Annotated in this window: 14 protein-coding genes and 1 tRNA gene; 5 read left to right on the top strand and 10 right to left on the bottom strand. The window is 72.4% G+C overall.

The window, feature by feature from the left end; translation table 11 throughout:
- Positions 1-53: 53 nt before the first annotated feature.
- A complete protein-coding gene (locus AB0B40_RS09820; protein ID WP_345051392.1) occupies positions 54-554 on the top strand; it encodes a hypothetical protein in 501 nt (166 codons plus the stop codon).
- Positions 555-578: 24 nt separating this feature from the next.
- On the opposite strand, the gene AB0B40_RS09815 is transcribed toward AB0B40_RS09820, so the two are convergent.
- The 3 genes from AB0B40_RS09815 to AB0B40_RS09805 form a co-directional block, all read right to left on the bottom strand.
- Entirely contained in the window at positions 579-1,268 is a 690-nt protein-coding gene (locus tag AB0B40_RS09815; RefSeq protein ID WP_345051395.1) for a pentapeptide repeat-containing protein, read from the bottom strand.
- Between the two features lie 127 nt (positions 1,269-1,395).
- Positions 1,396-2,802, bottom strand: coding sequence for an FAD-dependent oxidoreductase (locus AB0B40_RS09810; protein WP_362263644.1), 1,407 nt, complete (start codon positions 2,800-2,802; stop codon positions 1,396-1,398).
- A 10-nt stretch (positions 2,803-2,812) separates the two neighbouring features.
- On the bottom strand, positions 2,813-3,466 hold the full coding sequence (locus AB0B40_RS09805) for a rhomboid-like protein (protein WP_362263643.1): 654 nt from the start codon (positions 3,464-3,466) through the stop codon (positions 2,813-2,815).
- 126 nt (positions 3,467-3,592) lie between these two features.
- On the opposite strand from AB0B40_RS09805, the gene AB0B40_RS09800 reads away from it, so the two are divergent.
- Positions 3,593-4,348, top strand: a complete 756-nt coding sequence (locus AB0B40_RS09800) for a carbonic anhydrase (protein WP_345051402.1) — start codon at positions 3,593-3,595, stop codon at positions 4,346-4,348.
- A 60-nt stretch (positions 4,349-4,408) separates the two neighbouring features.
- Here the strand turns inward: AB0B40_RS09800 and AB0B40_RS09795 are convergent.
- Positions 4,409-4,482, bottom strand: a tRNA-Thr gene (locus tag AB0B40_RS09795).
- A gap of 204 nt (positions 4,483-4,686) precedes the next feature.
- Here AB0B40_RS09795 and msiK point away from each other — a divergent pair.
- The 3 genes from msiK (at position 4,687) to AB0B40_RS09780 (ending at position 7,293) form a co-directional block, all read left to right on the top strand.
- Complete coding sequence (msiK, locus tag AB0B40_RS09790; RefSeq protein ID WP_345051405.1) at positions 4,687-5,823, top strand: diacetylchitobiose ABC transporter ATP-binding protein MsiK; 1,137 nt, start codon at positions 4,687-4,689, stop codon at positions 5,821-5,823.
- A gap of 193 nt (positions 5,824-6,016) precedes the next feature.
- On the top strand, positions 6,017-6,475 hold the full coding sequence (locus AB0B40_RS09785; RefSeq protein WP_345051408.1) for a hypothetical protein: 459 nt from the start codon (positions 6,017-6,019) through the stop codon (positions 6,473-6,475).
- An 86-nt stretch (positions 6,476-6,561) separates the two neighbouring features.
- Entirely contained in the window at positions 6,562-7,293 is a 732-nt protein-coding gene (locus AB0B40_RS09780; RefSeq protein WP_362263642.1) for a nucleotidyltransferase family protein, read from the top strand.
- 136 nt (positions 7,294-7,429) lie between these two features.
- Here AB0B40_RS09780 and AB0B40_RS09775 read toward each other — a convergent pair whose 3' ends face one another.
- The 6 genes from AB0B40_RS09775 to ispD all read right to left on the bottom strand — a co-directional run bounded on the left by AB0B40_RS09775 (position 7,430) and on the right by ispD (position 13,457).
- Positions 7,430-9,100: a DoxX family membrane protein gene (locus tag AB0B40_RS09775; protein WP_345051413.1), complete on the bottom strand. Its 1,671-nt coding sequence runs from the start codon at positions 9,098-9,100 to the stop codon at positions 7,430-7,432.
- Between the two features lie 161 nt (positions 9,101-9,261).
- A complete protein-coding gene (gene rlmB, locus AB0B40_RS09770; protein WP_345051416.1) occupies positions 9,262-10,203 on the bottom strand; it encodes a 23S rRNA (guanosine(2251)-2'-O)-methyltransferase RlmB in 942 nt (313 codons plus the stop codon).
- A 93-nt stretch (positions 10,204-10,296) separates the two neighbouring features.
- Entirely contained in the window at positions 10,297-11,700 is a 1,404-nt protein-coding gene (gene cysS / locus AB0B40_RS09765) for a cysteine--tRNA ligase (protein ID WP_345051419.1), read from the bottom strand.
- 58 nt (positions 11,701-11,758) lie between these two features.
- Entirely contained in the window at positions 11,759-12,163 is a 405-nt protein-coding gene (locus tag AB0B40_RS09760) for a PPOX class F420-dependent oxidoreductase (RefSeq protein WP_345051422.1), read from the bottom strand.
- Positions 12,164-12,217: 54 nt separating this feature from the next.
- Positions 12,218-12,715 (bottom strand): 2-C-methyl-D-erythritol 2,4-cyclodiphosphate synthase, encoded by a 498-nt coding sequence (gene ispF / locus AB0B40_RS09755; RefSeq protein ID WP_345051425.1) that lies wholly within the window; start codon positions 12,713-12,715, stop codon positions 12,218-12,220.
- On the bottom strand, positions 12,705-13,457 hold the full coding sequence (gene ispD / locus AB0B40_RS09750) for a 2-C-methyl-D-erythritol 4-phosphate cytidylyltransferase (protein ID WP_345051428.1): 753 nt from the start codon (positions 13,455-13,457) through the stop codon (positions 12,705-12,707). The genes ispF and ispD overlap by 11 nt, the downstream gene beginning before the upstream one ends.
- Positions 13,458-13,595 lie beyond the last annotated feature (138 nt).

Below are 13,595 nucleotides of genomic sequence, written 5' to 3'. Positions count from 1 at the left end.
TTATGTGTTCTTATGCGCCGGGGCCGGGGCGCGGGCGTGACACCATCTCTTCCGTGCTCGACATCGGCTACGCCCTCTCCAACCGGTTCCCGGACCCCCCGCAGACCGACTACCGCCGCGCGGACGTCCACGCGCTGCGGCACGACCTGTTCTGCGGTGATGTGTATCTCGCGGACACGAAGACCGACCGCGAGCTGTCCACAGCCTGGGGATGGGTGCCGGTGCTGGACTTCGCGTGGGCGCTGTGCGACATCGTGGAGCTGCTGGACCGGGACCCGATGGGCTCCCGCGCCGCCCGCCCGCAGCGGGCCGAGCTGGACTTCACCGAGTCCACCGACCGGATGCTCTTCGAGCGCCGCTTCGGCTGGGTGGACGTCACCGCCGACTGGGTGCCGGCCGAGGAGTCCCCGCTGTCCTTCTCCCACGCCGAACTGCGCCGCGAGGCCCGCGACTTCCTGCACGACCTGATCGCGGACCTCACCGACCTCCACGAGGACCTGGCGGAGAACCCGGCCCTGTGGACACTGCAGGCCCGCTTCCCGCGGCTGAAGTGACCCCGCGCGGCCCGGCTCCCGCCCCTACTCCACCCGGATCCCCAGCTCCGCCGCCAGCGCGGGCGCCAGATCCAGCAGCTGCCCCGCACTGATCACCGCGCCGGACAGACGGTCCAGGCCGCGGGTGATCTCCAGCGGACCGGCGCCGCGCAGGTCCACGTCCTTCAGCGTCGCGTTGCCGAAGTCGGCCCCTCTCAGGGCGCAGTCCGCGAACTCCACCCGCTCCAGGTGCGCGCCCGCGAAATCCGGCTCGACCAGGACGCAGGACTCGAAGACCACGTCCTTCAGGCGGGCCTCGCGCAGGTTCAGACAGTCGATCTTGCCGCCCCGGATCACGACCCGTTCCAGCACGGCGCCGTGCAGCTGGGTGCCGCCCAGCCGCGCGTCGACCAGCTCGACATCGCGGAACGTGGACTCCGCGAGCTGTGTGCCGACGCCCCGCAGCCCGGTCAGGACCGAGTCCAGGATCCGGGCCCGGCCCAGCGCCGTCTCGTCCACCGCGCAGCCCGTCAGCGCGCAGTCCATGAACCGGGCGCCCACACCGTCCTGACCGGCCAGGTCCCGCTCCAGGAACTCCAGCCCGTCATAGTCGCCGTCCGGCTCCAGCTCGCCGCCGGCCCACGCCCGCAGGGCCGGCAGCCGCACCTCCGGCCGCCGCACGCCCCGCACCGCCGCCCGGCCCCCGGGCCGGCTCCCCGTCGCTCGCCTCACCATGCGCCCATGCTGCACCCCACCACTGACAACCCGCCCTGACCAGGCAGGACGTGGGCACGGCAGCGGCGAGCCACGCTTGCGGACCGGCCGCGGCCGCCGTACGCGCGATGCGAGCCGCCGGGACGGGTCAGTGCCGTCCCGCCACCCGGTCCGCCAGCTTGGCCAGCCGCGAGGACTCCGCACCCGGGTGGAGGCGCTCGCGCCGGTCGGCGGTGCGGTAGGTGGCGTACATACCCTGGACGCCCAGCCAGCGCAGGGGCTCCGGCTCCCACCTGCGGACCTTGTGGTTCACCCAGGGCAGCTCCGTCAGCTCGGTCCGCCCGCTCTGCCCGGAGTCCCGCTGGACCAGGTCGCGCAGGGTGCGGGCGGCCAGGTTGGCGGTGGCGACGCCCGAGCCGACGTAGCCGCCCGCCCAGCCGAGGCCCGTGGAGCGGTCCAGCGTGACGGTCGCGCACCAGTCGCGCGGGACGCCGAGGACACCGGACCAGGCGTACGCGATCCGCACCCCCGCCAGCGACGGGAAGAAGCGGGTCAGGATCTCGCGGAGCGCCTCGACCGTCGCCCCTTGCGTCCGGCCGTCGTTGTCCGTGCGGGAACCGAAGCGGTAGGGCACCCCGCGCCCGCCGAGCGCGATGCGGCCGTCGGCCGTGCGCTGGGCGTACATGTAGGCGTGCGCCATGTCGCCGAGGGTCTCGCGGCCCGTCCAGCCGATCCCGGCCCACTGCTCCTCGCTCAGCGGCTCGGTCGCGATCATCGAGGAGTTCATCGGCAGCCAGGTCCGCCTCTGGCCCTTGAGGGACGCGGTGAAGCCCTCGGTGCAGCGCAGGACGTAGGGGGCGCGGACGGTGCCGTAGGGGGTGACCGCGTGCTTGGGACGGATCTCCGTCACCGGCGTCGACTCGTGGATCGTGACGCCCAGCGCCTCCACGGCCGCCGCGAGCCCCTTGACCAGCTTCACCGGGTGCAGCCGGGCGCCGTGCGGGGTCCAGGCCGAGCCCACCGCGTCCGCGATCCGGATCCGCTCGGCGGTCTCCCGGGCGCCGTACAGCTCCCGGTCCTTCTCGCCGAACGCCAGCTCGTGCTCGTGGAACGCCTTCAGCCGCGCCAGCTGCGCCGGCGTGGTGGCCACCTCCAGGACACCGCCCTGGTGCACGTCGGCGTCGACGCCCTCCGCCTCGGCGACGGCGATCACCTCGGCGACCGTGTCGTTCATGGCCTTCTGCAGCCGTACGGCGGCCTCGTGGCCGTGCAGCTTCGCGTACCGGTCCCGGCCCGCGATCCCGTTGTACAGCCAGCCTCCGTTGCGGCCGGAGGCGCCGTACCCGCAGAACTTCTGTTCCAGCACGGTGATCCGCAGGAAGGGCGCCGCCTTCTTCAGGTAGTACGCCGTCCACAGACCCGTGTACCCGCCGCCGACGATGACGACATCGGCCGACGCGTCCCCGGACAGCGGCTCCCGCACCGCCGGAAGACCGTCGTCCGCGTACCAGAACGAGATGCCACCGTTGACGACACTGCTTGCCCAGCTGCTCATGGCCGGGACGTTAACCCCTGAGGGCGGCCAGTGTCTCCTTCGGATTCCATGCTTTTCCGCGCCCCCTGACCAGCGGATAGCAGGCCAGACCGAGCAGTATCGCGAGGAAATGACCGAAGTCGGTGAAGCTCGGCGCCGCGGCGAGCGGCAGCGCGAACACGGCGAGCACCGCCGGCAGGTACACGTACCGCCAGGGCGCCGCGATCCGGTACACGAGCACCGCGATCACCCCGGCCAGGGCGTAGCTCACCCCGATGTCCAGCGTGTGGACCGCCGCCTGCGGGGCCATGCCCTTGCGGATCGCCGCCAGCAGCATGGCCTCGCTGATCAGCGAGGCCAGCACGTGGGCGAGCGCGCACACCGCCAGCCAGCGGGCCGTCCCCAGCCAGCGCTCGGCCGGCGCGTGGAACACCGTGTACAGCGAGGCGTACGGCAGCCAGTGCCCGCTGTCGATCCACATCGCGCTCGTCACCAGCACCCGCACGGGGCTGCGCGACAGCTCGTGGATGTTCGTCGACCGGTGCCGCAGGAAGTGCTGCTCGAACTCCGGCGGCATGTAGTGCAGCACCACGGTCGTGACGAACAGGATCCCCAGCCACACGTAGGTGCCGGGAGCACTGCGGACGTACGCCCACACCCCCTTCAGGCCCCGGTTGATTCCCATGAGCCGATTCAGCCACGCCGGTGTCGTCGCCCCCGTGATTGACATCCCCGGTGAGCGGAGGAGCCCTGTCACCCCGATGGGGCGCCGCCGATGGCCGGGGGCTCGCGGCATGCCTACATTCCGTTCATGGACGAGCACGCAGCAGCGCCACTTCCGGCGGAACGCCCGCACCGCAGAGCCCTGCTCGCGGGCGCCCTCGCCGGCACGACGGCCGCGCTGGCGGGGTGCTCGGCCACCAGCGTCGCCGCGCGGGCGTCCAGCCCTTCGCCCACAGCACGGCCGACCACGCCCGCCGGGGCACTCGCACGGCTGCTGGCAGGCAACGAGCGCTGGGTCGGCGGGGACCTGCGACACCCTGACCGGGACCCGGACCGGCGTCAGCTCGTGGCCCAGACGCAGGAACCCTTCGCGTCGGTCCTGTCCTGCATCGACTCCCGGGTGCCGCCGGAGATCCTCTTCGACACCGGGCTGGGCGACCTCTACGTGCTCCGCACGGGCGGGGAGGCGGTCGGCCCGGTGGTCACCGCTTCCGCCGAGTACGGGCCCGTGACGAGCGGCACGCCACTGCTGGTCGTCCTCGGCCATCAGCGCTGCGGCGCCGTCAAGGCGGCGTACGAGTCCCTGCGCGACGGCAAACCGCTGCCGGGCAACCTGCAGGCGATCGTCGACGCGCTGCGGCCGGCCTACCGGCAGGCGGTCCGGGAAGGGGGCGCCGACCCGGTCGACACGATGACCCGCGCCCAGGTCACGCTGACCGCGACGGATCTGCGCTCCAACCGCGACCTCGCACCCCTCGTGGCCAGGAACGCCCTGGCCGTGGTCGGCGCCTACTACTCACTGGACAGCGGCAAGGTGGAAGTCCTGACGGGCGCGCCGTCCTGAACTTCGCCGCGACCGCGGCGCGCCCCGGGAGAGACTCCCAGGCCGGAGCGGTGTGAGAAGAGCCCCCTGTCGGATTCGAACCGACGACCTTCGCTTTACAAGAGCGGCGCTCTGACCAGCTGAGCTAAGGAGGCGTGCACCAGGTGCTCGTGCAGTGTACCCAGGTCCGCCGGGTGCACCGGCGAGAATTTCCGCGAAGTTCACCGCGGCCCGGGTACTGACAGAGCAGGTGAACGCCGGGTACCGTCACGCCCAGTTCACTCACGTGGACTACACCAACCACCTTCCTACAACGGATCGTCCGGCACGTTCCTGCCGGTAGAAGGGGGCCCATCACCATGGCCACTGTCACGTTCGACAAGGCGACCCGGATCTATCCGGGTTCCACCAAGCCCGCCGTCGACTCGCTCGACATCGCGATCGAGGACGGCGAGTTCCTCGTCCTGGTCGGCCCGTCCGGTTGCGGAAAGTCCACCTCCCTGCGGATGCTCGCGGGCCTGGAGGACGTCAACGGCGGCGCCATCCGCATCGGTGACCGCGACGTCACGCACCTGCCGCCCAAGGACCGGGACATCGCCATGGTGTTCCAGAACTACGCGCTCTACCCGCACATGTCGGTCGCCGACAACATGGGCTTCGCGCTCAAGATCGCCGGCGTCAACAAGGCGGAGATCCGGCAGAAGGTCGAGGAGGCCGCGAAGATCCTCGACCTCACCGAGTACCTCGACCGCAAGCCGAAGGCGCTCTCCGGCGGTCAGCGCCAGCGCGTCGCGATGGGCCGCGCGATCGTGCGTGAGCCGCAGGTCTTCCTCATGGACGAGCCGCTGTCCAACCTGGACGCCAAGCTCCGTGTGTCGACGCGTACGCAGATCGCGTCCCTGCAGCGCCGTCTCGGCATCACCACCGTCTACGTCACCCACGACCAGGTCGAGGCCATGACGATGGGCGACCGGGTGGCCGTGCTGAAGGACGGCCTGCTCCAGCAGGTCGACTCGCCGCGGAACATGTACGACAAGCCCGCGAACCTCTTCGTCGCCGGCTTCATCGGCTCCCCCGCCATGAACCTGATCGAGGTCCCGATCACCGACGGCGGGGTGAAGTTCGGCAACAGTGTCGTCCCCGTCAACCGGGAGGCCCTGAAGGCCGCCGCCGACAAGGGTGACCGCACGGTGACCGTCGGCGTCCGCCCCGAGCACTTCGACGTGGTCGAACTGGGCGGCGGCGCCGCCGCGTCCCTGACGAAGGACGCCGCCGACGCCCCGGCCGGCCTCGCCGTCTCGGTGAACGTCGTCGAGGAGACCGGCGCCGACGGCTACGTCTACGGCACCGTGGAGGTCGGCGGCGAGCGCAGGGACCTGGTGGTCCGCGTCAGCAGCCGCGCCGTGCCGGAGAAGGGCTCCACGCTGCACGTCGTGCCGCGGCCGGGCGAGATCCACGTGTTCTCCACGTCCACGGGCGAGCGGCTGTCCGACTGACCCGCCCCACCCGCCCGACGACAGGGCCCCGCGGTCTGACCGCGGGGCCCTTCGCATGGGGTGCCGATACCCCGGCACAGCAATCGTTTCGGGCGGTGGCCGTCAACCCATTACCCAGAAAGAGGTGCGATCTCATCCCCCATAAGGGTGACGCATTGTCTTCGGGTCGTTACCGGGCGCTACCCTCACACGCGTGAAGCACTCCACCACCCCACAGACGCGACGCGGCCACCGGGGCGGCCCTGCCCGCCGGATCGGCCGCACTCTCGCCCTCGTCCTGCCCGTCGTCCTGGTGCTCTCCGGGACCCTCGCCGTCACCCGGGTCAACTGGACGGGTAACCCCTCCGGCTCGGTGCTGACCGCCTCCGACGTCTCGTCGGAGCTGCCCGCCAGGGCCGCCGCCCGCGCCCCGCAGGACGTGCTCCGCGACCAGCTGATGACCGAACTGCAGGACAAGGACCCGGGGGTGGTGCTCACCCACCTCCAGCGGGCCGTCAACGGACACCCCGCGCTGGCCCGGCACTGCTCCTCCATCGCCCGTGCCCTCGGTACGGCCGCGGTGCGCATGTACGGCGTCTCGCGCGCCCAGTCGTACGCCCGCCCGGTGTGCGACACCGCCTTCGCCTCGGGCGTCCTCGCCGCGCGCGGCTGAGCCCGGCCGGGCCGGGAGGCCGGCGGCGGCTCCGCGCGGGAGCCGCCGCCGACGCACAGCGGTGGGGCGCCACGTACAGTGCCGTCATGACCCATCCGAACGCCGCGTTGCGCCCCACTCAAGCCGTGGTCCTGGCCGGTGGCCAGGGCTCCCGGCTGCGTCCGTACACCGACGACCGGCCCAAGCCGATGGTGGAGATCCCCGGCACGGGCACTCCGATCATCGGCCACCAGCTGAACTGGCTCGCCGAGGAAGGCGTGACGGACGTGGTGGTCTCCTGCGGCCACCTCGCCGACGTCCTGCAGAAATGGCTGGGCTCGGCCGACCTGCCGGTCTCCGTCACCACGGTCGTGGAGACCGAGCCCCTCGGCCGCGGCGGCGGCCTGCGGTACGCGGCTGCCCATCTGCCCCATCCCGAGCGGCCCTGGTACGCCACGAACGGCGACATCTGGACGCGGTTCTCCCTGCGGGACATGGCCGACTTCCACACCGAGCGGGACGCGGTCGCGACCCTGGCGCTGGCCCGCCCGCGGATCCCCTGGGGAGCGGTGCGCACCGACGGGTTCGGGCACATCACCGACTTCATCGAGGCACCGCTGTCGACGTTCGAGATCAACGCGGGCGTGTACGTGTTCTCGCCCGGGTTCGCCTCCCTGCTGCCCGAGCGCGGGGATCACGAGCGGACGACGTTTCCGCGGCTGGCCCGGGAGAGGAAGCTCGCCGGGTTCCCCCTTCCGCAGGGGGCGTACTGGCGGGCCATCGACACGGCCAAGGACCTGACGGAAGCGGCCAAGGAGCTGGCGGCTCCGGGACGGTGATCCAAAAGCGCGGGACGGTGATCGGGGCGCGGGCGCGTCGCGGCTGCCGCCGGCCCAGCCCCCGCGCCCCGCGGAGCACACGCCGCGAAAAGGCCCCGTACCTTCCCGGGTACGGGGCCCTTCGCGTGCCGGTCGGCTAGCCCAGCAGGCCGCCCACCAGGCCCGGCTGGCCGGAGGAGGAGGTGCCGCCCGAGCCGGTGGTACCGCCCGTCGACGTCGTACCGCCGCCGCCGGAGGTACTCGTGCCGCCCGTGCTCGTCGGACCCGCCGTCGTGCTCGGGACGCCGCCCGTGGGGGCGGTCTGCCGGGGCGGGACCTGGCCCGTGGTGCCCTGCGTCTGGCTGGGTGTCGTGACGGTGGCGCCGGTGCTGCGGCTCGCGCCCGGGGTCGTCGCCGCCCCGGAGGGGCTCGCGCCGGCCGTGGCGCCGCCCGTCGGCGAGGCGGAGGCCGCCGGGGCCTTCTTGTGCCGCTTGCCGGGCTGCTGCGGCAGCGGGGAGCCGGGGAGCTGGTTGCGGGGCGCCTCGCCGGGGCCGGGGACGACCACGCGGCTGGAGTCACGGACCGCGCCGCCCAGCAGGGAGCCGACGAGCAGGGTCAGGCCGACCGTGACGGCGGTGATCAGCGCGCCGCGGCGCAGGACGTAGCGGCGCAGCTCCCACAGGTCGGAGCGGGGACCGAGCCGGCGCCAGGCGCCGCCCGCGAGGCGGCCGTCCACGGAGTAGACGGGAGCGCCGGCGATGACCAGCGGCGACCAGGCGGCGAGGTAGATGATGTCCGGGGCGTCGTAGGCCGGGACCGTCTTCCAGCTGACGGTGACGATCAGGGCGGCCGAGAGCAGGGCGCCGAAGACCGCGGCCACGCGCTGCCAGCAGCCCAGGATGGTCAGGACACCGACGACGACCTGGAGGAAGGCGATGACCAGGCCGGAGCCGACCGGGTGCTGCAGGGCGAACTGGCGCAGCGGCTCGGCGACGTCCCAGGGGTGCAGGGTGTTCAGCCACTTGACCATGGAGCCGCGCTTGCCGCCGTCGAAGTAGACGGGGTCGCACAGCTTGCCCATGCCGGCGTAGATGGAGATGAAGCCGAGGAAGATGCGCAGCGGGAGCAGGACGACGCCGAGGTTCATCCGGCGGCCCGGGTAGTAGGCGTGCCGGGCCGGGTCGTCGCCCTGGCGCCTGGCGGCCCGCGGTTCGTCGGTCTCCGGCTCGGTGCCGGGATCGGCCGGGTAGGAGTCGTACGGCTCGTAGCCGGCGTCGGTGCGGGACGGGTCGTCGTAGGCGCCGGTGACCGTGCGCATGTGCGGTAGCAGGCGGGTGCCGGCGGCGTCCGGGGCGGTGCGCTGGTGGCCCACGACCGGGGTCTCGACGGTCTGGTCGAGTGTGTCGTAGGTGTCGGCGTAGCCCGTCTGGACCCGCGGGATGACCTGGGTGGCGCCGGCCTCGGGCTCGTCGGCGTGGCGGACGCTGCTGCCCCGCACGGCCTGGAGGAGCCGGTGGGCGCCGGTGTCGTCGGGGGCGGACTTGCCGCTCCACACGACGGGACGGCGGCGGCCGGCGGCGGCCGCCCGGCCCGCCGTGCCCACGACGGGCGTCCGGGCGGTGTTCTGGCCGGCGCTCAGGTGCCGGGAGATCCGCGGGGATTGGGTGCCCCTGGCCGCCGCGCCCAGCTGCACGCGGAAACTGGCGTGGTTGACGATGACCTGCGCCGGATCGCTCGGCACCTTCACCATGCTCAGCGCGGGAGCGTCGTCGAATCCCGACGAGCGGTCCCCCGTGGGTGTGCGGGGTGTTCTGGTGTCCACACTCATCTAACCGAGTGACGTGGCGTTAGGACACTGCTTTGACCGGCCGGATGTGTCCGGACTCCGTCAAACCCGTTCCGAGCGCCATATGGGCGCCTCGATTACCCCGCGAGGGTGAAGTTCCGGACGGGTGTTCAGTCCCGTCCGGATCCTTGTTCAGCTCCGGTTCAGCTCCGCCTGCGTGACGCCTCGTACAGCACGACACCGGCGGCCACACCGGCGTTGAGCGACTCGGCGCCGCCCGGCATGGGGATGCGGACCCGGTGGTCGCACGTCTCGCCGACCAGGCGGGACAGACCCTTGCCCTCACTGCCGACGACGATGACGACGGGGCCGCCCAGGGCCTCCAGGTCGCCAAGTTCCACCTCGCCGTCCGCCGCCAGGCCGACCACCGTGAGCCCGGCCTTCTTGTAGGCCTCCAGGACCCGGGTGAGGTTCGTGGCGCGGGCGACCGGCGTGCGGGCGGCCGTACCGGCGGAGGTCTTCCAGGCACCGGCGGTCATGCCGGCCGAGCGGCGCTCGGGGACGACCACGCCGTGGCCGCCGAAGGCGGAGACCGAGCGGACGACGGCGCCCAGGTTGCGCGGGTCGGTCACGCCGTCGAGGGCGACCACCAGCGGGGCGTCGCCCTCGTCGGCCGCGGCGTCGAGCAGGTCCTCCGGGTGCGCGTACTCGTACGGCGGGACCTGCAGGACCAGGCCCTGGTGGTTGAGGCCGTTCGTCATGCGGTCCAGCTCGGGGCGCGGGGCCTCCATGAGGTTGATGCCGCCGCGCTCGGCGGCGAGCTGGAGGGCCTCGCGGACGCGCTCGTCGTTGTCGATGAACTGCTGGACGTAGAGGGTCGAGGCGGGGACGCCCTCGCGGAGTGCCTCGACCACCGGGTTACGGCCGACGACCAGCTCGGAGGCGGACTTGCCGCCGCGGCCGCGGGCCACGGGGCGGCGCACGGCCTGCTTCGCCTTGGCGTTGGCGACGCGGTTCTTCTTGTGGCCCTTGCGCATCTCGGCCGGCGGGGTCGGCCCCCTGCCCTCCAGGCCCTTGCGCCGCTGGCCGCCACTGCCGACCTGCGCGCCCTTCTTGCCGGACATGCGACGGTTGTTCGCGGCCATGACCTACCTGTCTCTGTGGTGCGTGCGGATGCGTACGTCTATGCAGTGTGCCGCCCGGAGGGCCGGGCGGCACAATCGATCAAGCGCCGGTGCTCAGCGCGGGCCGAGACTCCACCGGGGCCCCTGGGGGCTGTCCTCGATGACCAGACCCGCCTGGCCCAGCTGGTCGCGGATGGCGTCGGCGGTGGCCCAGTCCTTGCGGGCCCGGGCCGACTCGCGCTGGTCCAGCACCAGGCGGACGAGGCTGTCGACCACTCCGTGCAGGTCCTCGCCATGGTCGCCGGTGTCGCCGGCCCAGTGCGGGTCGAGCGGGTCGAGACCGAGGACGCCGAGCATGGCCCGCACCTCGGCGAGCCGGGCGACGGCCGCGTCCTTGTCGTCGGCGGCGAGCGCGCTGTTGCCCTGCCGGACGGTGGTGTGCACGACGGCGAGGGCCTGCGGGACGCCCAGGTCGTCGTCCATCGCCTCGGCGAAGGCGGGCGGCACCTCGGCGGCCGGCTCCACGGTCTTCCCGGCCAGCTCGGTGACCCGCTGGACGAAGCCCTCGATCCGGGCGAACGCGGACTCGGCCTCGCGCAGCGACTCCTCGCTGAACTCGATCATCGAGCGGTAGTGCGGGGTGCCCAGGTAGTAGCGCAGGACGATCGGGCGCCACTGCTTGACCATCTCGCCGACCAGGACGCTGTTGCCGAGCGACTTGGACATCTTGTCGCCGGCCATGGTCACCCAGGCGTTGTGCACCCAGTACTGGGCGAAGTCGTCGCCGAAGGCCCTGGCCTGGGCGATCTCGTTCTCGTGGTGCGGGAAGATCAGGTCCAGGCCGCCGCCGTGGATGTCGAAGGCGGTGCCCAGGTACTTGTGGGCCATCGCCGAGCACTCCAGGTGCCAGCCGGGGCGGCCGGGGCCCCACGGGGTCGGCCAGGTCGGCTCGCCCGGCTTCGCCGCCTTCCACATGGCGAAGTCGCGCGGGTCCCGCTTGCCGGTCTCGCCCTCGCCGGACGGCTGGAGCAGGTTGTCCAGCTCCTGCCGGGACAGCTGGAGGTAGCCGGGGAAGGAGCGCACGTCGAAGTAGACGTTGCCGTCGGCCTCGTAGGCGTGCCCGCGCTCGATGAGGCCCTGCATCATCTCGATCATCTCGGTGATGTGGCCGGTGGCGCGCGGCTCGTACGTCGGCGGCAGGCAGCCGAGGGCGTCGTAACCCTCGTTGAACGCGCGCTCGTTCGCGTATCCGATCGACCACCAGGGCCGGTTCTGCTCGCGGCTCTTGGCGATGATCTTGTCGTCGATGTCGGTGACGTTGCGGATGAACGTCACCTCGTAGCCGCGGTACTCGAACCAGCGGCGCATGATGTCGAAGTTGAGGCCCGATCGGATGTGGCCGATATGGGGTGCCGCCTGCACGGTGGCGCCACACAGGTAGATCGAGACACAGCCCGGCTTGAGCGGGGCGAAGTCACGGATCTGCCGGGCGCTGGTGTCGTACAGGCGAATACTCACCCCTCCAGGGTAGTGGGCGGCGGGCAGTGCCATGCGCCGTACCGCCGGGGAGGGCGCCTCACATCATGCCGACGACCTTCTGCGGCCGGATGCGCACCACCACGCGCTGGGCGTCCTGCGCCGACGCCGGGTTGAAGTCCGCGTAGTCCTTGCCCGTGTACTTGCGGCTCAGCTCGTCGATGAGTTCCGCGCCGCCCTCCGTCGTCAGCTCGGCGGTGCCGCGGATCTCGGCGTACTCGTACGGCTGCTCGGGGTTCATGACGACCACCGTCACCCGCGGGTCCCGCCGCAGGTTCTTCTCCTTGCGGCGGCCCATCGTGGTGGAGAACAGGACGTCGTCGCCGTCGCGCTTCACCCACACCGGGGACATCTGCGGGCTGCCGTCGGGCTGGATGGTGCCGACGACGATGAACACCTTGTCGTCGAGCAGGGACTTCACTCGGTCGGGCAGAGCAGTGGACACGGGTACCTCCCGGAGGCCGATCAGCGGTGACTCTCCGGGTACCCTCGCACGCGCTCAGCTCACCCGCACCACGAGTGCCGTGGCCACCGCCATCAGCCCCTCCTCACGGCCCGGGAAGCCGAGGCCGTCGGTCGTCGCTCCGGAGACGGACACCGGGGCGCCGGCCGCCTCGGAGAGGATCTTCTGCGCCTCGTCGCGGCGCTTGCCGATCTTCGGGCGGGGGCCGACCACCTGGACGGCGACGTTGCCGATGGCGAAGCCCGCCTCGCGCACGATCCGGGCCGCCTCGGTGAGCAGGGTGACCCCGGAGGCTCCGGACCACTGCGGGCGGCCGGTGCCGAAGTGCTGTCCCAGGTCACCGAGCCCGGCGGCGGAGAAGAGCGCGTTGCAGGCCGCGTGGGCGACGACGTCGGCGTCGGAGTGCCCGGCCAGACCGGTCCCCTCCCCCTCCCACCTCAGGCCCGCGCACCACAGCTCGCGGCCCTCCTCGAAGGCGTGGATGTCGGTGCCGATGCCGACCCGGGGAAGCGCGAAGGGAAGCTCAGAAGCCATCGTTCAGCCTCCTGCGGGCCAGGACCGCCTCGGCGAGGACCAGGTCCAGGGGACGGGTGACCTTGAACGCCTCCTCGTGACCGGGAACGGCCACGACCGTCAGCCCCAGCTGCTCCACCATGCCCGCGTCGTCGGTGACGTTCCCGGTGACGGTCTCGTGGGCGCGGACCAGGGTGGCGCGGTCGAAGCCCTGCGGGGTCTGGACCGCACGCAGCCGGGCCCGCTCCGGGGTGGCGACGACCGGCTCCGGGTCACCGGCGACGGCCGCGGGCTCGACCTCCTTGACCGTGTCGGCCAGCGGCAGCGCGGGCACCACGGCGGGGGCGCCGTCCCGTACGGCCTCGATGACCGCGTCGACCGTGTCGACCGGGACGAGCGGGCGGGCCGCGTCGTGCACCAGGACGATGCCGTGCTGCGGCGGCAGCGCGTCCAGGCCGAGCCGGACCGACTCCTGGCGGGACTCCCCGCCGGGCACCACCAGGAAGTCCGTGCGGTCGGGCAGCGCGTGCGCGTCGAGCAGGGACTTGACCTCCGCGGCGCCGTCCGGCGGGGCCACGACGACGACGAGCGAGACATGCCGGGACGCGGCGAGGGCGCGGACCGCGTGGATGAGCATGGGCGTGCCGTTCAGCGCGCGCAGCGCCTTGGGGGCGCCCGGACCGAGGCGCACGCCCCGGCCGGCGGCGGGAATCACGGCGGCGACGGGGGTCTGCACGGGCGTGGAACGTGATTCGTCAGACATCGGATCCTGTCAGGTTTGTGTGCTCGACCTACGTGGGTATGGCCTGGAGGAGTGCCGGGCGCGACGCCTTGACCGGACCCTTTCCGTGACCCTGGTCGAGCCGACCGCCCGGGCCCGGCACATCAAGTATCAGGGGGT

Source organism: Streptomyces sp. NPDC042638 (genome assembly GCF_040647235.1).
GTDB classification, from domain to species: domain Bacteria; phylum Actinomycetota; class Actinomycetes; order Streptomycetales; family Streptomycetaceae; genus Streptomyces; species Streptomyces rameus.
Note: the sequence above shows the minus strand (reverse complement) of the source record. Positions and strands in the feature narration are given on the sequence as shown.